The sequence below is a fragment of the Candidatus Paceibacterota bacterium genome, from assembly GCA_035530615.1.
Taxonomy (GTDB): domain Bacteria; phylum Actinomycetota; class Actinomycetes; order Nanopelagicales; family Nanopelagicaceae; genus QYPT01.
Window position 1 is genome coordinate 144,071 of record DATKUL010000001.1, and the last position, 18,688, is coordinate 162,758.

Below are 18,688 nucleotides of genomic sequence, written 5' to 3' on the forward strand. Positions count from 1 at the left end.
ACCAATACTAAGTCAGGAAGGTTGTCTTTCAGAAGGAAAATATCGATCTATAGCAATTATTAATACCAGCAGAGAGCCACCAATGAAGAGGCCGCCGATCAGGTCCGAGAACCAGTGGGTGGTTCGGATCAACGAAACGATGCAGACGGTCATGGTGATGACACCGACCATGATTGCCAGCACTTGGCCATGAAACACCTCGCGGTGCGTGTACCGATAAATCAAGTAAGCGAGCACGCCCCATGAGAGAAGTGCGTTAGAAGCATGCCCGCTGGGATAAGACATGCCGCCCGCATGTATGAGATCAATATTGAGGCGGGGCTTGGTGCGCCCTATTGCTAGTTTTGAAACGCCTACAACAAAGTTGAGTGATAGTAGTGCAAGTATTGCGAGGTTGAGGGGGCGCCAAGATTTAAATTGGCGCGAGATAAGAATCGCCGCGATTATGAGAATAGTTCCGGTCAAACCGCGCAGACCCAAATTATCCAGTTTGCGAAGTGCGAAGTCGGCAAAACCGCCAAATCGATATCTTTGCGCCTCCGCGATTTTTGCATCTACATCAATGAGAGGGCCATTCGACATCACTTGTTGAGTGACAATGAGAAAACCGACAAAAAGCAGCCCCGACCAACGAAGTGCTCGACCCATCTGTTGCCGACGAAGACCCACCTGCATGATCATTTATTCGACAGTCACCGATTTTGCAAGATTACGCGGTTGATCCACATCATTGCCCCGTGTGACGGCCATTTCGTATGCAAAGACTTGTAGTGGCACCGTTGCCAAAATTGGCTGAAGCAAAGGTAGTGATCCTGGAATGCGAATGATGTGAGCCGCTCCTGTAACTTCGGCCTTCTCCTCGGCAATGACGATCACCTTCGCGCCGCGAGCCTTGACCTCTTGCACATTACTAAGCATCTTCTCGTCCAAACCATGCTCGTGGCCGAAAGGAAGAATGGCGATAACCGGTGTGCCCTCTTCGATCAGAGCAATCGGCCCGTGCTTCAACTCACCTCCGGCAAAGCCTTCGGCATGCATATATGCAAGTTCCTTAAGCTTGAGTGCCCCTTCAAGGGCAACCGGGAAGCCGACGTTTCGGCCGAGAAAGAGAACTGAAGTTGACTGTGCGAAAGTGCGAGTGAGCTCACGCAAAGGCTCGACTGTTTCCAAAATTTGCTCGATTTTTGAAGGCAACTCGGTCATTTCATCGAAAATTGATCGGACCTCTTCTCCCGACATCACCCCGCGCATCTGAGCCAGGTAAAGACCAATGAGATAGACGGCGATAACCTGCGTTAAAAATGCCTTTGTCGATGCAACGGCGATCTCAGGTCCTGCGTGCGTATACAGAACCGCATCGGATTCGCGCGGAATGGTCGAACTATTTGTATTACAGACTGCAAGAATTCGCGCGCCCCCAGCTTTCGCATGGCGTAGAGCCATCAACGTGTCCATAGTCTCCCCAGATTGCGAGATCGCAATTACCAGCGTTTGGGAGTCGATCAAAGGGTCGCGATAACGAAATTCACTGGCAAGTTCTACTTCTACGATAATGTTTGCCCACTTCTCAATCGCGTACTTCGCGAGCATTCCCGCGTGATAAGCAGTACCGCAGGCAAGAACCACTATCTTCTTCAGATTCTTAATTTCCTCACTTGTCAAATGAAGTTCGTCTAGAACAATTTCATTATTTTCGTTTAAGCGACCAAGTAAGGTATCCGCAACGGCCTTAGGTTGCTCGAAAATTTCCTTGAGCATAAAATGGTTAAAACCGCCTTTTTGTGCGGCGCTTGAATCCCAGGTGATCTCGTACTCCCGTGGCTTAAGAACCACGCCTTCAAGATCGGTAACAATGATTCCTTCGGGAGTTATCGTTACGACTTCATCCTGACCCAATTCGACCGCACGCTTGGTGTAGTCAATAAATGCAGCCACATCGGATGCCAGGAAATTCTCGCCATTGCCCAAACCAACCACCAGAGGAGAATTCCTTCTAACGCCGACGATCACATTCGGTGCATCGGCGTGCATAGCTAGGAGAGTAAAAGAACCACGTAAATACTGCACTGCTTGACGCATGGCCGCAGATAGATCTCCATTATGTGATTTGCGAAGGTCGCTCAGCAGATGCGCGACCGACTCTGTGTCAGTTTCGGATTCGAATTTGTGACCCTTGGATTCGAGATCTACACGAAGTTGCGTGTAGTTCTCAATGATTCCGTTGTGAATGACAGCAAGCTTGCCCTCGTTGTCCAAATGCGGATGTGCATTGCGGTCAGTTGGTCCACCATGTGTGGCCCACCGAGTATGACCAATTCCGCTATGGACTACCGGAAGGGTTCCGTTAAGTGCCGCCTCGAGATTCGATAGTTTGCCAGCTTTTTTTTCTACATATAACTTGCCTGCGGTTCCAAGAGCGATTCCAGCGGAGTCATACCCGCGATACTCAAGACGACGCAGTCCCTCGATAAGTGGTGTGATGGCAGATTGCGGTCCTGTGTAACCCACAATTCCACACATGGTTTACCCCAATTCCTGCTGCACGACCTCGGCAAGCGATGTTGCAATAGTAGAGGCAACGCTATCACTTGAGGCTTCGACCATCACGCGAATTAATGGTTCAGTTCCCGATGGGCGCAGCAAAACGCGACCGCTTTCGCCCAATTCGGCTTCAGCCGCACGAATCGCATTTTGAATGGCCGTGGATGCTGACAGTTTTTCCTTTGCAACATCTCTAACATTTATCAGAACCTGTGGAAATTTAGTCATTGCACTTGCCAACTCGTTGGCACTCTTACCGGATCGCTTTAATTCTTGCAGCAAGGTAAGAGCAGTAAGAACTCCATCGCCGGTGTTGGCGAAGTGTTTCAAAATAACGTGTCCGGATTGCTCACCGCCGAGTGTGCAATCAGAGTCGATGAGTCTTTCCAATATATACCGATCCCCCACAGGCGTCGTGATGACATCGATTTGAGCTTCCTTCATCGCCTTCATAAAACCCAAGTTGCTCATAACCGTGCCCACAACACAATTGCTCTTGAGTAAGCCGCGCTCTTTCAAACCTATTGCCAGAATCGTCATGATCTGATCGCCATCGATGATATTTCCGTGTGCATCAATCGCTAAGCAACGATCGGCATCTCCATCATGTGCAATGCCGATATCAGCTGAAGTTTCAATAACTTTCTCACGCAGTGACTCCATATGGGTAGAACCGCAATTCTCATTGATGTTCCAACCGTTTGGGTAATCCGAAATTGCAATCACTTCTGCACCAGCACGGCGCAGAGCCTCAGGAGCTACATAGGAAGATGCGCCATTTGCGCAGTCAACAACGACTTTCAATCCATCAAGCTGAGTATCAACGGTAGAAAGTAGGTGATTCAAGTACCGCTCTGCCGCTGTGTCATCGTTTATCGCGCGCCCAACATCTTTGCCGATGGGACGCTTCCATGGCTCACGAAGGCGACCTTCAATCGCCGCCTCCAGTGAATCATCTAGTTTTCCACCACCCCGGGCAAATATCTTGATCCCGTTATCGGGCATCGGATTGTGAGAGGCGCTGATCACCACGCCAAGATCTGCACCACTATCGGCCACCAAAAAAGCGATTGCGGGAGTCGGTAAAATACCAACTCGGTAAACATCAACACCCGCACTGGTCAATCCAGCGACAATTGCTGCCTCAAGAAATTCTCCAGATGCACGTGAATCCTGACCGACTATTGCACGCGGACGAGTTTTGGTTGAGCCCAAACTTTCTACAAGAATGTGGGCAGCGGCAACCGCAACGTCAAGCGCCAACTCAGCGGTGATATCTCGATTGGCTAAGCCACGAATACCATCGGTGCCAAAGAGCGCCATATTCGCGGACTAAATATCGCGGATGTGAATTAACGCTTGCTGTACTGCGAGCGCTTACGAGCCTTCTTTAGACCATACTTCTTACGCTCAATGACGCGAGCGTCACGAGTAAGAAAGCCGGCCTTCTTGAGTGCTGGGCGATGCGCTTCTTCATCAATTTGGTTGAGCGCGCGCGCAACACCTAAGCGAAGTGCACCGGCCTGACCAGATACTCCTCCACCATCGATACGTGCAAATACGTCATAACCATTCTCTGCACCAACGGTACGGAATGGTTCGGAAATCAATTGTTGGTGGACCTTGTTTGGGAAGTACACATCAAGTGCCTTACCGTTTACTACCCAGCGACCTGTGCCTGGTACCAGACGTACGCGAGCAACTGCTTCTTTACGACGGCCTGTTCCACCACCTGGTGACTTGATTGCAGGGCGGTTGGTTGCCGCGGCAGGAGTCGAAGAAGTATATGAAGTAGGAACTTCAGTCTCGTCTAGATCATCAATTACGTTGTTATCAGACATCATTTATTCGTTTCCTCTACTTAATGATCTGTGAAACTTGCTCGAAGACATATGGGGTTGGTGCTTGTGCTGCATGTGGATGTTCGGCGCCGGCATAAACCTTGAGCTTGCTACCAACTGCACGTCCAAGCGTGTTCTTGGGCAACATGCCCTTAATTGCCTTCTCGACCGCGCGGGTTGGGTGCTTAACCAAGAGGTCGCCATACACGGTCGACGTTAGGCCGCCTGGGAAACCAGAGTGTTGGTGCGCAAACTTCTGAGTTGTCTTTGAACCGGAGAGTGCAATCTTCTCTGCATTAATAACGATGACAAAGTCACCCATATCCATGTGAGGAGCGAAGGTTGGCTTGTGCTTGCCACGCAACAGCGCGGCCGCATGAGTAGCTAAGCGACCCAATACAACGCCTTCGGCGTCGATGACGTGCCACTTACGCACTGCATCGCCAGGCTTTGGACTATATGTACGCACGCTCTTGCCCTCGCTTCTACTTAATGACTTTTTCCATACGGCGCCCTCGTAGCGCAGGAGAGTAAGGGTACCTGTGTGGGTGTAGGTGGGTCAAAACAGGGATTTATGGGCCCGAGAGACTGGTTTTGAGAGCCTGTTGAGCCGTAGAGAGCATGGAAATCGTCGATTCTGCGCCCTGATTCAAGTTAGGACCTCGATCGTGGAGTCCGTCATAGCCTCCTCCGGTCTCAGGATCAAACATCGCAACGCCTCTGTCATTATTTCCTAGGAACCAGCTCCAAGCCAGTTGGACTTTCTCCGCCCAGCGCGCCTCTCCGGTGACTTGAAATGCCCTAGCGCATGCGTCTGCAATTGCTGCGATTTCAATCGGTTGCTGATCAAAGCTCATTCCCCCGTCATCTCCACGCCCATCAACTGGAGTCACGGAAAAATGGCCCGAACTCATCTCTATATCAAGCAGGAACTCCAGCATGGAAATTCCTTGGGCCAACGTTGGTGCGTCACCTAGTACCCATCCAATAAGTATGACCGCCTCGGCAACAGAGCCGTTGCTATAACTCAACCGCTTCTCCGGCCAGATCCAATGTGTAGAGCTCGAGCGCGCCAATCGTTTCCGAGCTCCCTTTAAAACGCTTAGTGCATCGGAATTGTCTGGGTAGGCGAGCAGTAATTCGCCAGCACCTAAACTCGCAAAAGAGAGCGACTTCAAATCAGGTGACGTAGTTCTAGCAAGCGTGTGAAATCCTTCAACTGCTCGAAGGCGTTGACCTGCTAGAGGCGCATGGGCAGCGGCAAATCCAAGTCCCCACATCGCCCGCCCCCACCAATCACCCCTGCCAGGTTGGTCCGCCCAATTTCCTTCTGAATCCATCCGGTTGTGGCAACCACCATCTTCAGAAACCGCTCTCAGTGTGAAATCCAAATAGAGTTCGAGCATCGCAAGTTCTATTGAATCAAGTTCTGGTTCGCGACAGAGCAAAATTAATCCTCGCGCAACATCATCAACACAGTATCCATGTTCGGGACGAGGCACATCCAGGAGTGCGTGTTCCTGTAGTCCAAATTTCGTAGTGAGACGCTTGAGGTGCAAGAACGTTGGCCGAGGAAATGTCTGACCAATCATGCTGCAGCCTCCGCCCGAATCAACGCCCTTGCAAGTTTCACATATCGAGCGGCAACAGATGGCCAGAGAAGTTCGGCGCCAATTTCTTTTGCGCGCTGCGAGAACGCGGTAGCAGCAGCAGGATCTTGGATAATAACTCGGAGTGCTTGTGCAATCGCATCTGGATCATGGTGCGGTACAACTATTCCCACGTCATCTCCAAGAAGTTCAATGGCATGAGGAAAATTCGTTGCAACCACCGGGCGACCGGCTGTAACCGCTTCAATAAGGACACCAGAAGTCATTTGCTCAGTTGAGTCATACGGGAGTAAGACCACAGATGCGGATGCGACGAGGACCGCGAGTTCGCCGTCACTCAAATAATCAGCATTGAGTTCTACTACGTCAGTCAGGTTGAGTTTCCCAATGCGCCGCCGAAGGCTCTCTCGGTACGCCTCCCCTTCGTTTTCAAGAACTTTAGGGTGCGTACGCCCAGCCACGAGATAGCGAGGAGCAGGCTCCAGGTCGCGAAGTCTGTCCATCGCGTCAATTCCCCATTCGATTCCTTTGCCAGGTCCGATCAATCCCCACGTAAGAATCAGTGGCCGACTGGCAAGATCTTCGGCCATTACATCCGGAAAAGCAGGAGCGCCATGAGGCAGGACAAAAATCTTGGAGGGTTCGACGCAATATTTTGAGACCAGCAGATCACGCGCAGTATTGCTCATCGTCACCACAGCTGAGGCGCTTTTAGTTAACTGCGTGAAAACTATCCGTTGATGCCATGTGGGAGTGATTAGGACCGTATGTACCACAACGATCGAGGGAATCCGCAAGCCTTTAAGGATGTCGAGAACCTCGTCACCGTCCACTCCACCGTAAATACCAAATTCGTGTTGAATCACCGCAATGTCCATCGCGTTGAGTGCGGCGACCGCACTGGCGAGTGATTCAGAATTGCCCGCATGAAGAGTCCTAAGAATTTCAGGACTTACCGAACGTTCAGGCTCATTTGCGCCCTTATCTACTAGGCGCACTACCGAGGTTGTATGTCGTCCAAGATCACGTATTGCACTCATGAGTGAGTTGCTAAAAGTGGCAATGCCACAGTGCGTCGGTGGATACGTACTGACGAATCCGAATCGAATACTCATGTTGGACGCCTTTCAGAGGATAGAGTCACCTTCCAGAACGCCGCGGTTTAGATATTCCCCCGCATTCAGTAACTTTTTGATACTAGACCTGCAATCTTCATTCTGGCTATTACGATCAAGCGTGCAACGACAACTCGCAGGAGTTACACAGAATCATGAGCGTGCAACATTCTTTTTCACAGCCAATCGCTGAGAACTCGACTCACCTACGCAGTAAGGTGGAAGTAACGAGAGGCAGATGCTCATGATTGTAGAAACCGAATTACTTCGGCGAGTTGCGCCGGAAATTAAGGGGGACTCACGTCGAGTTATTGCCCGCTTATACCTGCCTGGACAAGAAATTACGGATGACGAAATTTCCCGAGCCGACGCAGTTATTGAGCGTATTATGGGCATGACCGACGAGGAAGTCTCCACCACTCTGGCCGAGACCATTGGACGCTTCGGCGATCGCCATCATGACCTCCGTGCCACACTCACCGAGAATTTCGGACACGTTGGGCACCGACTTCCGAGAGCGGTGGATGTCTCCGTGGAAAGACGGGAATTAATCGGCGCGTATTTCACCAAGGAGTACTCAATTGAAGGCGCCGCGCTCTTTAATCCATCCATATGCGTCCATCCCGATCAGACGGGCCTACAACCAGGCGAACTGCGATTTATTATGAGCGCGCGGGCTGTGGGAGAGGGTCACATTTCATCGATCGAATTTCGCACGGGAATACTCACTGCGAGCGAAGTCCGACTTGACGAGCCAGGAAAGCGACTCCTCACGGGTACTACTGTCCACACGACTATGACGTGTGACTTCCTCCGCGCCTCCCTGGAAGAATTCCGAGACGTAACTCCGGCAAAGGCGGTCTTTGATCTGCTTCCAGATACTTTTGATGCAAGCCACTTGGACAGTGCTATTGCTGCCGTGGAGAAGGATGAATTAACTCAAGGAAGTGCCCGAGAGATTATTAAAGATATGAAGTCGATCTTCGCCTGCAGCTATCGAGTGGATTTCCCGTATGACCGTCCAATTTCAGAACGCATTCTTTTCCCGACCTCCGTAGATGAATCCCAAGGGATGGAGGACGCGCGCTTCACCGCATTCGTCGACGAGACTGGGCTAGTCAATTACTACGCGACCTACACCGCATACGATGGCTCTCGCGTAAAACCCCACCTCATTCAAACAGTGGATTTCCAAACTTTTGACATCACTCGTCTCATTGGTCCCGCCGCGAAAAACAAAGGAATGGCTCTTTTCCCTCGTCAAGTCAATGGGAAGTACCTTGCGCTTTCACGATGGGATCGAGAGAGCATAAGCGTCGCGACCTCACCAGACACCAAGACCTGGGGTGATGCCACTGAAATCTGCATACCTGAACAGCCATGGGAGTTCATTCAACTTGGCAACTGTGGATCGCCAATCGAAACCCCGGAAGGTTGGCTAGTGGTTACTCACGGCGTGGGGCCAATGCGTGAGTACGGTATCGGTGTAGTTCTACTAGATTTGGTTGATCCAACTATTGTGCTTGGCGTGCTGAGTCAACCACTTATTACTGCGGATATTGATGAGCGAGATGGATACACGCCAAATGTTGTTTACTCATGCGGTGCTTTGGTCCACGAACAAACCCTCGTTTTACCGTATGGCTACAGCGACGTAGCAATTCGATTTGCCTTCGTCGACCTTCCGGAATTAATGAATAGGCTCCGCACATCTCTCTGACTTCACTTGGAATTTACGCTTCCCACCCAACTATCGCTTCGATAACCCGCTTTGTTTCATTGTGATCTCTTACTTGGATAGAGATGACACCTGCCTCCTTGACTGGATAATCATTGCCACCGGGGAAAACAGCATCTCCGACGAAGAGCATTTCCGCCCTATCTATATGAAGAATCTCTTCAAGTTTTGCAATCCCATATGCCTTGTCGATACCGGGTCGCGTGACATCAATGGAGGTCGTACCTCCTAGACGGACCGAAAACTCCGGAATTAGTTCCGCCAGAAGAGTCTGCATCTTCGTTCGCTTTGCAAAGTCCGGATCCCACTCCTTCTTTTCAGCAATCGGTGCTGATTGTCCCAAGGCGGAGAAAGTAATTTGGCTCCCTCGATCCTCAATAATTTCACCCCACACTTTCTTAGGTGCAAGTTCAAGGGAAATCATGGCCATATTTAATGCACTTTTTATCTGCTCTTTCTGACCATCAGAAAGAGCGTCCGAATAGATTTCCTCCCATGTCAAGGAGAATCTATAAAATTTTGTTCCGCATGTTGGTAATAAGTACAAGTTTGAGAAAGCATTCGTGTCAAACCCTGATGTAAGCAACTGCTTCTGGAATTGCGGCCAATCGCCACCCGAAATCACCGCCACTTTTGTCATTGATAGGAGGGAATTAAGTAGAACAATCATCTCAGGGTCCACCGCTGATTTACTTTCGGCGAGAGTTCCATCGAGATCAAAGACGACGAGTTTCTTCATCACAAAACCTAACTAATAATGTTCTGAAGCCAATTTATTGGTTAGGTAAGACTAGTGCTCGAAGACTGGTTCTGGACTCTCGAATACCTTGCCATTTGCCCCAAAAATCAGATAGCGCGTGAAGCCTCGAGTAAACCAGCGATCATGAGTCACCGAGACCACCGTCCCGACGTACTGCGCCAAGGCCGTCTCTAAACTTTCAGCACTTGCGAGATCCAAGTTATCTGTCGGCTCATCAAGAAGCAAAAGTGTCGATCCAGATAACTCGAGAAGAAGAACTTGAAAGCGCGCCTGCTGGCCACCGGAGAGAGAGGAGAATTTCTGCTCGGCCTGGTTATGTATTTCATACCGACGCAGAACACTCTTTGCAGGGCCTAATTGAAGAGAATAATTCTCCCAGAGAAGTTCGAGCAGAGTCTTATTGAAGAACTCCGGATGGGTATGAGTCTGCGCAAAATAACCCGCTTTGACGCGAGCTCCTAATTTGAACTCACCGGAGTACTTCACCGCTTTATCGCCGGAAATCATCCGCAGAAAGTGGGACTTGCCAGTTCCATTCTTTCCGAGCACCGCAACACGATCGCCAAAGAAGATTTCGAAATTGAAAGGCTCAGTAAGTCCCGTAAGTGAGAGGTTCTCCATGGTCAGTGCCCGGACACCTGTACGCCCCCCGCGCAATCCCACCTGCACATCTTGTTCAATCGGAGGCGCTTCCGGTGGACCGACCTCTTCAAATTTGCGTAGGCGTGTCTGCATAGCGCGATATTTTGACGCCATATCCGGGCTACTCGCGGCCTGCCATTGCAAAGTGCGGACAAGCTCTTTGAGGCGATCATGTTCCTGTTCCCAACGGAGTAAAATTTCTGCAAATCGCTCGTTTCGAGCTTTTCGCGCGTCATGCCACGTTGAGAATTTTCCGCCATGAACCCAGGCAGTATTCCCATTGGCGCCTTGCTCAAGAGTGACAATTTTGTTGGCGGTGCGATCAAGAAGTTCGCGATCGTGGCTGACGAATAGGACAGTCTTCTTTGTCTCGGTAATCACTTCTTCAAGCCAGCGTTTGGATGGAACATCCAGATAGTTATCTGGCTCATCAAGGAGCAGGACTTCTTCCGGCCCTTGTAAGAGGGCACGCAGAACCAACTTCTTCTGTTCTCCTCCTGAAAGTGTGTTCACACTCCGCTGCGCAACTTCGTCAAAGGATTTGCCGAGTGACTCGGTGCAGCAGACATCCCAGATAACTTCGAAGTCATACCCTCCTGCATCGCCCCAATTCACGAGGGCTTGAGCGTATGCCATCTGGTCACGCTCTTCGTTTCGTGCATTCATTAATTCTTCGCTTGCCTCTACAGCGGCGGCGGCATCCCTGATTCGTTTGGGTGCCACTGAGATAAGTAAGTCGCGAACATTCGTGTCATCTCGTACAGAGCCGATAAATTGGCGCATCACTCCGAGACCGCCAGAGATAGAAATAGCACCTGATTCTGGTTGAATATCCCCAGAAATCATGCGTATGAGCGTGGTTTTGCCCGATCCATTGGCACCGATCAGTGCCACCTTTGCACCGTCACCGACTCGGAAATTGACGTCGTTAAGGAGCACTCGGCCATCGGAGAGAGAAAACTCCACGGCATTTACATCAATGTGACCCATTACTCTGCTTCGTCTCTGCGTCTAAGTGTTTCTTCTATCCGAGTCAGAAGCTGGTCTTCCGGTGGATAGTCAACTTGGACAAGCGTTAATCCACGCGATGGAAATACCAAACTATCAGAAACTCTCTTCCGGTTGTCGAGTACTTCTTTTATCCATTCGGCGGGGAACCGTCCGTCCGCCACACAAACGACTGCACCAACAAGATTACGCACCATCGAATAACAGAACGCATCAGCAACTATTTCCGCCAGCAATCCGTCTTCATTTCGTATCCAAGAGAACTTTTCCAATGTTCGGATTGTCGTTCCGCCTTGCCGGAATTTACAGAAAGCGGCGAAATCATTTTCGCCAACCAGAAGTGTGCTTGCTTGATTCATGACATCTACATCAAGAGGGCGATACCAGGGTGCGACATCGAAACGACGCATGGGCAGAATGGGACGGTTGTTGTCGACGATTTTGTACTGGTAGTACCGACGCAAGGCTGAGAAGCGCGCGTGAAAACCTACGGGAGCAATACTCGCTGACAAGATTCGAACATCTTCATCAAGAATCCGGTTGAGCCGATACGGCAACTCATCAATATTCCAGTCATCTTTCTTAGAATATGGGCCGATCTCTAAATCTGGAATATCAACGTGAACTACTTGCCCCGAGGCGTGCACTCCCGCATCAGTGCGCCCCGCGACAATTGTTTCAACATGTACCCGGGTGAGTTTCTGTAGCGCACTTTCGACTTCGCTCTGAACGGTCCGTCGCTCTGGTTGCTTACTCCATCCAGAAAAATTCGTGCCATCGTATGCAATATCCAGGCGTAAACGAAGAAACCCACTCTCGGCAAAGAGAGTGGGTTCCGTCATGAGAATTTCGGTGAGTTGTTACTCAGCGTCTTTCTTTACAGCGGCTTTTTCAGCTGTGGCCTTTTTAGTAGCAGTCGCCTTTTTATCAGCAACAGTCTTTGCGGAAGAGGCTTTCTTTGCAGCTTTCTCAGCTTCGGTAACAACTGCCTTCTTGGCAGGGGTGCCTTCCGTCAAAACCTCGATAACCGCCATAGGAGCGTTGTCGCCCTTACGTGGGTTGATCTTTGTTATACGGGTGTAGCCACCATTGCGCTCTCCAAAGCGTGGTCCAATTTCAGTGAAGAGAGTATGAACAACGCTCTTGTTTGAAATTGTGGCCATTACTTGGCGACGAGCTGCCAGATCGCCCTTCTTTGCGAAGGTGATCAATTTTTCTGCGAGTGGGCGCAGACGCTTGGCCTTCGCGTGCGTCGTTGTGATCTTGCCATGCTCGAAAAGCTGCTCAGCAAGAGTTCCTAGGAGTAGTCGCTCATGTGCTGGGCCACTGCCCAGACGAGGACCTTTACTTGGTTTTGGCATGTTATCTCCTAGGCCTGCTCGTTCTCGACGAATTCATCGTCAAGATTTACGTCGTAATTCTGGTGTTGGGTTGGATCGAATCCAACTGGACTGTCCTTGAGAGACATTCCCATAGAAACCAACTTGGCCTTGACCTCATCGATGGACTTTGATCCAAAGTTGCGGATATCAAGAAGATCGGCTTCGCTGCGGCCGACAAGTTCGCCAACCGTGTGAATGCCTTCGCGCTTCAAGCAGTTGTATGAACGAACGGTGAGATCAAGATCTTCGATGGGAAGAGCAAGATCGGCGGCAAGAGCCGCATCGAGAACGGAAGGTCCCATTTCGATGCCTTCAGCATCTACATTGAGTTCGCGAGCAAGCCCGAAGAGTTCAACCAGAGTCTTACCAGCAGATGCAATTGCATCACGTGGCTTCATTGATGGCTTGGTCTCTACATCAACAACCAGGCGATCGAAGTCGGTGCGCTGTTCAACGCGAGTGGCTTCTACTTTGTAAGTGACCTTGAGAACTGGTGAATAGATTGAGTCAACAGGAATGCGACCAATTTCGGCGCCAGCTTGCTTGTTCTGGACTGCAGTTACATATCCACGACCACGTTCGACGGTGAGTTCGATCTCCAGGCTTGCCTTCCCGTTGAGGGTTGCCAGGTGGAGAGCTGGATTGTGAACTTCAACTCCGCTTGGCACAGCAATATCTGCACCGGTCACGGGGCCAGCCCCTGATTTACGGATGTAAAGAATGCTTGGTTCGTCATTATCTGAAGAGAGCACCAAGTTCTTAATATTAAGAACAATATCGGTGAGATCTTCAAGAACGCCTTCGAGAGTAGTGAATTCGTGTAGTGCGCCACCGACACGGATGCTCGTAACTGCTGCTCCTGGAATTGAGGAGAGCAGGGTGCGACGCATTGAGTTGCCGAGGGTGTAACCGAAACCAGGCTCTAGTGGTTCGATGATGAAGCGTGAACGCGTATCACTTAGTACTTCTTCACTGAGGGTGGGACGTTGTGCAATTAGCACTGTTGCTCCTCCATATGTCTGGGAGATCCACTATTTGATCTCCTGCTTGTTCCTCTTTTATTCAGTTTTTCACTTCTTTAAAGCAAATCCAAAGGGTTACTTGGAGTAAAGCTCAACGATTAACTGCTCTTGAACCTGGGTATCGATGACAGCGCGTGCCGGAACGCCGTGGATGATGATGCGCATTTGCGAACCAACAACCTCCATCCATGCAGGTACTGACTTCTCGCCAAGCTCGGCGCTAGCAACGATAAATGGTGTGAGATCCAATGACTTTGGAAGAACATCAATGATGTCCATCGCAGAGACTCGGAAGGAAGGAATATTTACCTTCTTGCCATTTACAAGGAAGTGTCCATGACGGACCAACTGACGTGCCATGTCGCGGCTCTTTGCAAAGCCAGCGCGGAACACAACGTTATCCAAACGGGTTTCTAGAATTACGAGAAGGTTTTCACCAGTTTTACCTTGGCGACGGTTTGCCTCTTCGTAGTAACCGCGGAACTGCTTCTCCAGTACACCGTAAATACGTGCGCACTTCTGCTTCTCACGCATCTGAAGTAAATACTCAGATTCCTTCGAACGACCGCGACCGTGTTGCCCTGGTGGGTATGGACGAGATTCGATCGGACATTTTGGTCCATCGCACTTAGAGCCCTTAAGGAAGAGCTTTACTTTTTCGCGACGGCAGCGCTTGCAATCTGCTCCGGTATAACGAGCCATTTATTCTCTTCCTTCCTTAAACTCGACGTGGCTTGGGTGGACGGCAACCGTTGTGGGGGGCTGGTGTGACATCAGAGATGGCACCAACTTCCAAACCAGCAGCCTGTAATGAACGAATTGCAGTCTCACGTCCAGAGCCTGGACCCTTGACGAAAACATCGACTTTCTTCAAACCGTGCTCCTGTGCGCGACGAGCAGCAGCTTCTGCAGCCAACTGCGCGGCGAACGGAGTTGATTTACGTGAACCTTTGTAGCCAACCTGGCCTGATGAAGCCCATGAAATAACGGCACCGGTTGTGTCGGTGATGGAAATAATCGTGTTGTTGAAGGTGCTCTTAATGTGAGCATGACCGACAGCAATGTTCTTCTTCTCCTTCTTGCGAAGTTTTACTTTGCCTTTAGCGCCTTTTGCGGCGCCGGCTTTAGCTTTAGGAGCGGCCATTACTTAGTCACCTTCTTCTTGCCAGCAATTGCTTTACGAGGACCCTTACGCGTACGTGCGTTGGTGTGTGTACGTTGACCGCGAACAGGAAGTCCCTTGCGGTGACGAATACCTTGATAGCTCTGGATTTCAACCTTGCGTCGAATGTCTCCAGCGATTTCGCGACGTAGGTCGCCCTCGATCTTGAAGTTAGCTTCGATGAATTCACGAAGTTTCGCGAGCTCTGGCTCTTGCAGATCCTTAACGCGAACATCTGGACTAATGCCAGTTGCCGCCAATGTTTTTTGTGAACGAGTAAGACCCATTCCGAAGATATAGGTGAGCGCAATCTCAACGCGTTTTTCACGCGGAAGATCGACACCGACAAGACGTGCCATGTATTCAACCATTCAGTAATCCGACAGGTCCTCCGCAATGCTCCCCATCAATTGATGAGCCTCAGCCTGTCGGACCAAGGGTCTGCTCTCTTAATCTTTCGATTAATCAAGCAGTCGCATCACGCGCTTGCTCTACTTCAAAATCAGAGAATTAACCCTGACGTTGCTTGTGTCGGAGGTTGTCGCAGATAACCATGACGCGACCTTTGCGACGGATAACTTTGCACTTATCGCAAATCTTCTTCACGCTTGGCTTAACTTTCATGACTGCCCTCCTTCTACTTGTAGCGGTAAACAATCCGACCTCTTGTGAGGTCATACGGACTCAACTCCACGATGACACGGTCAGCTGGAAGAATACGAATGTAGTTCTTTCGCATCTTCCCACTGATGTGAGCGAGGATCCTGTGCCCGTTAGTTAACTCAACACGAAACATCGCATTAGGCAGAGCTTCGGCAACGGTGCCCTCGATTTCGATAGCACCATCTTTCTTGGCCAAGCGATACCTTCTTTTCTGTGACTGTTCGTGAGTGCTTCTTGCGAAGCGAAGGGTAAGTCTAAAGCCAGGCGTGGGTATAAGGGAAATCGGTGCCAAATTGCCCAATTTCGCGCATCCGCCACATGAGACTTACACCACAGTGACCTTCCCACCCAAGGACAGAACTCCAAGATCGCCGCGTCCAACCAAGGCTGCCGGTCGAGTCGTCATACTGGCCAGAACTGAATCAAATGGGACTCCAAGGGCCAAAAGTCGCTGAAATGACTCTTTTAAAGACCCAACTCCCCCTGCCAGGACCCCATCGGAGCGAACAGCCCGGCCATCCCTTACCGTCACCATAAAGGTGCCAAAGGGGAACGTTCCCTCTCCCAACCCTGCGGGTGAAACCGCGTCATTGGTAACGATAAAACGGTCCGGTGCATTTTCCACTGTGTAGCGGACCAATTCGTCGGTGAGATGCACGCCATCAACAATGAGTTGGATTGCGATCTCCTCCCGCTCAAGTGCTACTCCTGCAAGCCCAACACCTGGAGTCTGATCCTTGCTCATAGCATTCCAAATATGAGTCACAGTTGTCGCGCCTGCATCAAACCCGGCATGCGCTTCTTGCGTTGTGGCATTGGAGTGACCCAACGAAACAATCACACCCATCTGCGATAAGAATCTAATGGCATCCAAAGCGCCAGGAATTTCAGGTGCGAGAGTAACCATGGTGACCGTCCCAGCACTGAGATATTTTCCTAACAACTCCTGCGTTGGCTGAGCCAAGAAATTTGTTGGATGCGCTCCAGGTTTCTCTGGCGATAGAAACGGTCCCTCAAGATGGATACCGATCACTTCGGCCTCGTCGTCTTGAGGCGATCGGCGAACTTCCTCGATCAATTTCATGACTTCGACGGTTCTAATAAGTGGACCTGTGATCAACGTGGGCAAGTATGCGCCGACACCTTGCGAAAATAGTGAGCGTGAGACTTTGCGAATATCTTCGGCGCTCTGCGCCGTAAGTAGATCAACACCACCGTGCCCATTGACCTGTAGGTCAATAAAGGCCGGAACCGTTTGTATCATTGTCTGCTAGACCGTCTTGGTGACTTTTAACAAACCAACGGGAGCATCGGGATTCTTTCCCGCTGAAACTGCCAAGAAGAGGGCGAATAACTGCAATAGGACGCTATCGGCAATGACGGCATCCATTTCAGATAACTTCGATGCGCCGCCTAAGAAGGTTTCATTGGCAATCCGGGGAAATCCTGCACCAATCCAGTAGATGTGATTGGTGATCTCTCTGATCCTCTGCACCGTCACTGACATAGCATTCTCGGCGATTCCCATAGGAGCCAAGAAAATTACGCGCGAGCCACTATGAAGGGATGAAATTGGACCGTGCAGGTAGTCTGCTGAAGAAAATGATGCGACGGGGATCTTTACTGTCTCTTGAATCTTAAGAGCACACTCGTGAGCATTTGCATATGAATAACCTCGGCCCATCGTGGTGACGCCAGAGTCATAATCAAAATGTGAGGCGATATTCTCGATTGTTGGTGCTTGTTCAAGTGCCTTCTCCGTCTCTTCAATAAGTGCATCAAAATCAACCTTCTCGCCGCTCCAAACAGATACGAAAGTCCGAGCCACCAACAACTCGGCGGAATAACTCTTCGTGGCGGCAACTGCCTTCTCTGGGCCGGCATGCAGATACAAATGGCAGTGAGAGATCAATGCCAGTGGACTCTCTTTGTCGTTTGTCATTGCAAGAAGAGCGGCTCCACCATCACGCGCTGCTTGGCAATAGCGAACTAAGTCCGGAGATTGGCCACTCTGACTCAGTGCGATTACTAATACGTTCTTAAAGCGGAGTTCGGCACCATAAATGGAAACCACTGATGGAGAGGCCAGACCACACGGAATGCCAATCTTTGTTTCGATCAAGTACTTCAAATACAGGGCCGCGTTATCCGAAGTGCCTCGAGCGACGAGGATAACGGAATCAAAAGTAGAAAGAGGCAATTGATTAATCTGTCCAGCCATCTCATCTGCGCTTGCTTTGATTCGCCGGAAAACTGAAGGAATCTCTTCAATCTCCGAGCGCATTATCATTCCTAATTCATCACCCATACGACCATCCTACAACAACTAAAGGTACTCAACCTTTAACAGCACCTGCAGCCAAACCAGCGGTGACTTGGCGTTGGAAAATAAGAGCCACAACGACAGGAGGGATTGCGGCTAAAACACCACCAGCTGCTACCAAACCGAAATCTGTTGAATATTTTCCACTAAATTCTGCAACTGCTATCGGGATTGTCTTAGATGCAGAGGTAGAAGTAAAAATGAGGGCATACAAGAATTCGTCCCAGCAGAGCAATACCGCAAAGAGAACTGCCGAGAACAATCCTGGGCGCATAAGAGGTAGAAGGATTGAACGCAAAGTCATCATTTTACTCGCACCATCAATGGTGGCAGCTTCATCAAGTTCCATTGGAATTGAATTAAGGAAACTCGTTAAGGTCCACATAACAAAAGGAGTAATAAAACTCGAGTAGACAATGATTAGTCCAATTTTTGAATCTAGCAAGTGAAGGCGAGCGAGAATTAAGTAGAGAGGGATAATAATTGCAATTGGTGGCATCATATAACTGGTTAGAAATACAAGTAATAGTGGTCGCTTGAATTGGAAACGTAAGCGTGACAGCGCATACGCTCCATAGACGCTAACAACTGTGCAAACCAACGCTGTTCCTGCGGCGATAATGAGAGAGTTCGCCATCGCAATTCGAAACCCTCCTGCTGGAGAATTAAGAGCGCCGGTTGCAATGTCGACCCAGCGTGAGAAATCAAAACGAGATGGCCACCAACGCAGTGGCCTATCCAGCAGATTCGATGAAGGAGTCAGCGATGCTAGAACCAACCAAATAAACGGTGTTAAAAATAGGAGACTGAAAAAGTAAGCAACTGCGTGAATCCACCATGCGGCATATTTCTTTGGCGAAGAATCAACAGATTTCATCAGA

21 protein-coding genes are annotated in these 18,688 nt (G+C 50.1%); 1 reads left to right on the forward strand and 20 read right to left on the reverse strand.

Translation table 11 applies throughout. The features are described 5' to 3' along the window. Positions 1 to 12 precede the first annotated feature (12 nt). From VMW30_00745 to VMW30_00775, 7 genes are all read right to left on the reverse strand, one after another. On the reverse strand, positions 13 to 681 hold the full coding sequence (locus VMW30_00745; protein HUW86896.1) for a phosphatase PAP2 family protein: 669 nt from the start codon (positions 679 to 681) through the stop codon (positions 13 to 15). Beyond that, positions 682 to 2,520: a glutamine--fructose-6-phosphate transaminase (isomerizing) gene (gene glmS / locus VMW30_00750; protein ID HUW86897.1), complete on the reverse strand. Its 1,839-nt coding sequence runs from the start codon at positions 2,518 to 2,520 to the stop codon at positions 682 to 684. 3 nt (positions 2,521 to 2,523) lie between these two features. Then, positions 2,524 to 3,864, reverse strand: a complete 1,341-nt coding sequence (glmM, locus tag VMW30_00755; protein HUW86898.1) for a phosphoglucosamine mutase — start codon at positions 3,862 to 3,864, stop codon at positions 2,524 to 2,526. 29 nt (positions 3,865 to 3,893) lie between these two features. After that, positions 3,894 to 4,382: a 30S ribosomal protein S9 gene (gene rpsI, locus VMW30_00760; GenBank protein ID HUW86899.1), complete on the reverse strand. Its 489-nt coding sequence runs from the start codon at positions 4,380 to 4,382 to the stop codon at positions 3,894 to 3,896. 16 nt (positions 4,383 to 4,398) lie between these two features. After that, positions 4,399 to 4,851, reverse strand: coding sequence for a 50S ribosomal protein L13 (gene rplM, locus VMW30_00765; GenBank protein ID HUW86900.1), 453 nt, complete (start codon positions 4,849 to 4,851; stop codon positions 4,399 to 4,401). Positions 4,852 to 4,954: 103 nt separating this feature from the next. Then, positions 4,955 to 5,974 (reverse strand): glycosyltransferase, encoded by a 1,020-nt coding sequence (locus tag VMW30_00770; protein ID HUW86901.1) that lies wholly within the window; start codon positions 5,972 to 5,974, stop codon positions 4,955 to 4,957. Beyond that, a complete protein-coding gene (locus tag VMW30_00775) occupies positions 5,971 to 7,107 on the reverse strand; it encodes a glycosyltransferase (GenBank protein HUW86902.1) in 1,137 nt (378 codons plus the stop codon). The genes VMW30_00770 and VMW30_00775 overlap by 4 nt, the downstream gene beginning before the upstream one ends. A 244-nt stretch (positions 7,108 to 7,351) precedes the next feature. Here VMW30_00775 and VMW30_00780 point away from each other — a divergent pair, with 244 nt between their 5' ends. Beyond that, positions 7,352 to 8,827, forward strand: a complete 1,476-nt coding sequence (locus tag VMW30_00780) for a glycoside hydrolase family 130 protein (protein ID HUW86903.1) — start codon at positions 7,352 to 7,354, stop codon at positions 8,825 to 8,827. A 13-nt stretch (positions 8,828 to 8,840) separates the two neighbouring features. Here the strand turns inward: VMW30_00780 and VMW30_00785 are convergent, their stop codons facing one another. The 13 genes from VMW30_00785 to VMW30_00845 form a co-directional block, all read right to left on the reverse strand. Beyond that, complete coding sequence (locus VMW30_00785) at positions 8,841 to 9,584, reverse strand: HAD-IIB family hydrolase (GenBank protein ID HUW86904.1); 744 nt, start codon at positions 9,582 to 9,584, stop codon at positions 8,841 to 8,843. A gap of 51 nt (positions 9,585 to 9,635) precedes the next feature. Further along, on the reverse strand, positions 9,636 to 11,237 hold the full coding sequence (locus VMW30_00790) for an ATP-binding cassette domain-containing protein (GenBank protein ID HUW86905.1): 1,602 nt from the start codon (positions 11,235 to 11,237) through the stop codon (positions 9,636 to 9,638). Next, on the reverse strand, positions 11,237 to 12,097 hold the full coding sequence (gene truA, locus VMW30_00795; GenBank protein ID HUW86906.1) for a tRNA pseudouridine(38-40) synthase TruA: 861 nt from the start codon (positions 12,095 to 12,097) through the stop codon (positions 11,237 to 11,239). Before truA ends, VMW30_00790 begins: the two co-directional genes overlap by 1 nt. An 18-nt stretch (positions 12,098 to 12,115) precedes the next feature. After that, positions 12,116 to 12,616 carry a 50S ribosomal protein L17 gene (rplQ, locus tag VMW30_00800; protein ID HUW86907.1) on the reverse strand — a complete coding sequence of 167 codons (501 nt, stop codon included), beginning with the start codon at positions 12,614 to 12,616 and terminating at the stop codon, positions 12,116 to 12,118. 8 nt (positions 12,617 to 12,624) lie between these two features. Continuing rightward, complete coding sequence (locus VMW30_00805; protein ID HUW86908.1) at positions 12,625 to 13,638, reverse strand: DNA-directed RNA polymerase subunit alpha; 1,014 nt, start codon at positions 13,636 to 13,638, stop codon at positions 12,625 to 12,627. 96 nt (positions 13,639 to 13,734) lie between these two features. Then, on the reverse strand, positions 13,735 to 14,361 hold the full coding sequence (gene rpsD / locus VMW30_00810; GenBank protein ID HUW86909.1) for a 30S ribosomal protein S4: 627 nt from the start codon (positions 14,359 to 14,361) through the stop codon (positions 13,735 to 13,737). A gap of 16 nt (positions 14,362 to 14,377) precedes the next feature. Continuing rightward, positions 14,378 to 14,803, reverse strand: coding sequence for a 30S ribosomal protein S11 (gene rpsK, locus VMW30_00815; GenBank protein ID HUW86910.1), 426 nt, complete (start codon positions 14,801 to 14,803; stop codon positions 14,378 to 14,380). Continuing rightward, entirely contained in the window at positions 14,803 to 15,180 is a 378-nt protein-coding gene (gene rpsM, locus VMW30_00820; GenBank protein HUW86911.1) for a 30S ribosomal protein S13, read from the reverse strand. The genes rpsK and rpsM overlap by 1 nt, the downstream gene beginning before the upstream one ends. Positions 15,181 to 15,331: 151 nt before the next feature. Continuing rightward, positions 15,332 to 15,445 (reverse strand): 50S ribosomal protein L36, encoded by a 114-nt coding sequence (gene rpmJ / locus VMW30_00825; GenBank protein ID HUW86912.1) that lies wholly within the window; start codon positions 15,443 to 15,445, stop codon positions 15,332 to 15,334. A 13-nt stretch (positions 15,446 to 15,458) separates the two neighbouring features. Continuing rightward, complete coding sequence (infA, locus tag VMW30_00830; protein HUW86913.1) at positions 15,459 to 15,680, reverse strand: translation initiation factor IF-1; 222 nt, start codon at positions 15,678 to 15,680, stop codon at positions 15,459 to 15,461. 129 nt (positions 15,681 to 15,809) lie between these two features. After that, the gene (locus VMW30_00835; GenBank protein ID HUW86914.1) at positions 15,810 to 16,748 is read right to left on the reverse strand and encodes an amidohydrolase family protein; all 939 of its coding nucleotides are present in this window, start codon (positions 16,746 to 16,748) and stop codon (positions 15,810 to 15,812) included. 6 nt (positions 16,749 to 16,754) lie between these two features. Then, the gene (locus VMW30_00840) at positions 16,755 to 17,792 is read right to left on the reverse strand and encodes an SIS domain-containing protein (protein HUW86915.1); all 1,038 of its coding nucleotides are present in this window, start codon (positions 17,790 to 17,792) and stop codon (positions 16,755 to 16,757) included. Between the two features lie 28 nt (positions 17,793 to 17,820). After that, positions 17,821 to 18,684, reverse strand: a complete 864-nt coding sequence (locus VMW30_00845) for a carbohydrate ABC transporter permease (GenBank protein ID HUW86916.1) — start codon at positions 18,682 to 18,684, stop codon at positions 17,821 to 17,823. Positions 18,685 to 18,688: the final 4 nt, after the last annotated feature.

What these genes read in the sequence shown, in the direction of transcription:
- VMW30_00745 (HUW86896.1), bottom strand. Translation starts at nt 681, where the DNA reads ATGATCATGCAGGTGGGTCTTCGTCGGCAACAGATGGGTCGAGCACTT.
- glmS (HUW86897.1), bottom strand. Translation starts at nt 2,520, where the DNA reads ATGTGTGGAATTGTGGGTTACACAGGACCGCAATCTGCCATCACACCA.
- glmM (HUW86898.1), bottom strand. Translation starts at nt 3,864, where the DNA reads ATGGCGCTCTTTGGCACCGATGGTATTCGTGGCTTAGCCAATCGAGAT.
- rpsI (HUW86899.1), bottom strand. Translation starts at nt 4,382, where the DNA reads ATGTCTGATAACAACGTAATTGATGATCTAGACGAGACTGAAGTTCCT.
- VMW30_00770 (HUW86901.1), bottom strand. Translation starts at nt 5,974, where the DNA reads ATGATTGGTCAGACATTTCCTCGGCCAACGTTCTTGCACCTCAAGCGT.
- VMW30_00775 (HUW86902.1), bottom strand. Translation starts at nt 7,107, where the DNA reads ATGAGTATTCGATTCGGATTCGTCAGTACGTATCCACCGACGCACTGT.
- VMW30_00780 (HUW86903.1), top strand. Translation starts at nt 7,352, where the DNA reads ATGATTGTAGAAACCGAATTACTTCGGCGAGTTGCGCCGGAAATTAAG.
- VMW30_00785 (HUW86904.1), bottom strand. Translation starts at nt 9,584, where the DNA reads ATGAAGAAACTCGTCGTCTTTGATCTCGATGGAACTCTCGCCGAAAGT.
- VMW30_00790 (HUW86905.1), bottom strand. Translation starts at nt 11,237, where the DNA reads ATGGGTCACATTGATGTAAATGCCGTGGAGTTTTCTCTCTCCGATGGC.
- truA (HUW86906.1), bottom strand. Translation starts at nt 12,097, where the DNA reads ATGACGGAACCCACTCTCTTTGCCGAGAGTGGGTTTCTTCGTTTACGC.
- rplQ (HUW86907.1), bottom strand. Translation starts at nt 12,616, where the DNA reads ATGCCAAAACCAAGTAAAGGTCCTCGTCTGGGCAGTGGCCCAGCACAT.
- rpsD (HUW86909.1), bottom strand. Translation starts at nt 14,361, where the DNA reads ATGGCTCGTTATACCGGAGCAGATTGCAAGCGCTGCCGTCGCGAAAAA.
- rpsK (HUW86910.1), bottom strand. Translation starts at nt 14,803, where the DNA reads ATGGCCGCTCCTAAAGCTAAAGCCGGCGCCGCAAAAGGCGCTAAAGGC.
- rpsM (HUW86911.1), bottom strand. Translation starts at nt 15,180, where the DNA reads ATGGCACGTCTTGTCGGTGTCGATCTTCCGCGTGAAAAACGCGTTGAG.
- rpmJ (HUW86912.1), bottom strand. Translation starts at nt 15,445, where the DNA reads ATGAAAGTTAAGCCAAGCGTGAAGAAGATTTGCGATAAGTGCAAAGTT.
- VMW30_00835 (HUW86914.1), bottom strand. Translation starts at nt 16,748, where the DNA reads ATGATACAAACGGTTCCGGCCTTTATTGACCTACAGGTCAATGGGCAC.
- VMW30_00840 (HUW86915.1), bottom strand. Translation starts at nt 17,792, where the DNA reads ATGGGTGATGAATTAGGAATGATAATGCGCTCGGAGATTGAAGAGATT.
- VMW30_00845 (HUW86916.1), bottom strand. Translation starts at nt 18,684, where the DNA reads ATGAAATCTGTTGATTCTTCGCCAAAGAAATATGCCGCATGGTGGATT.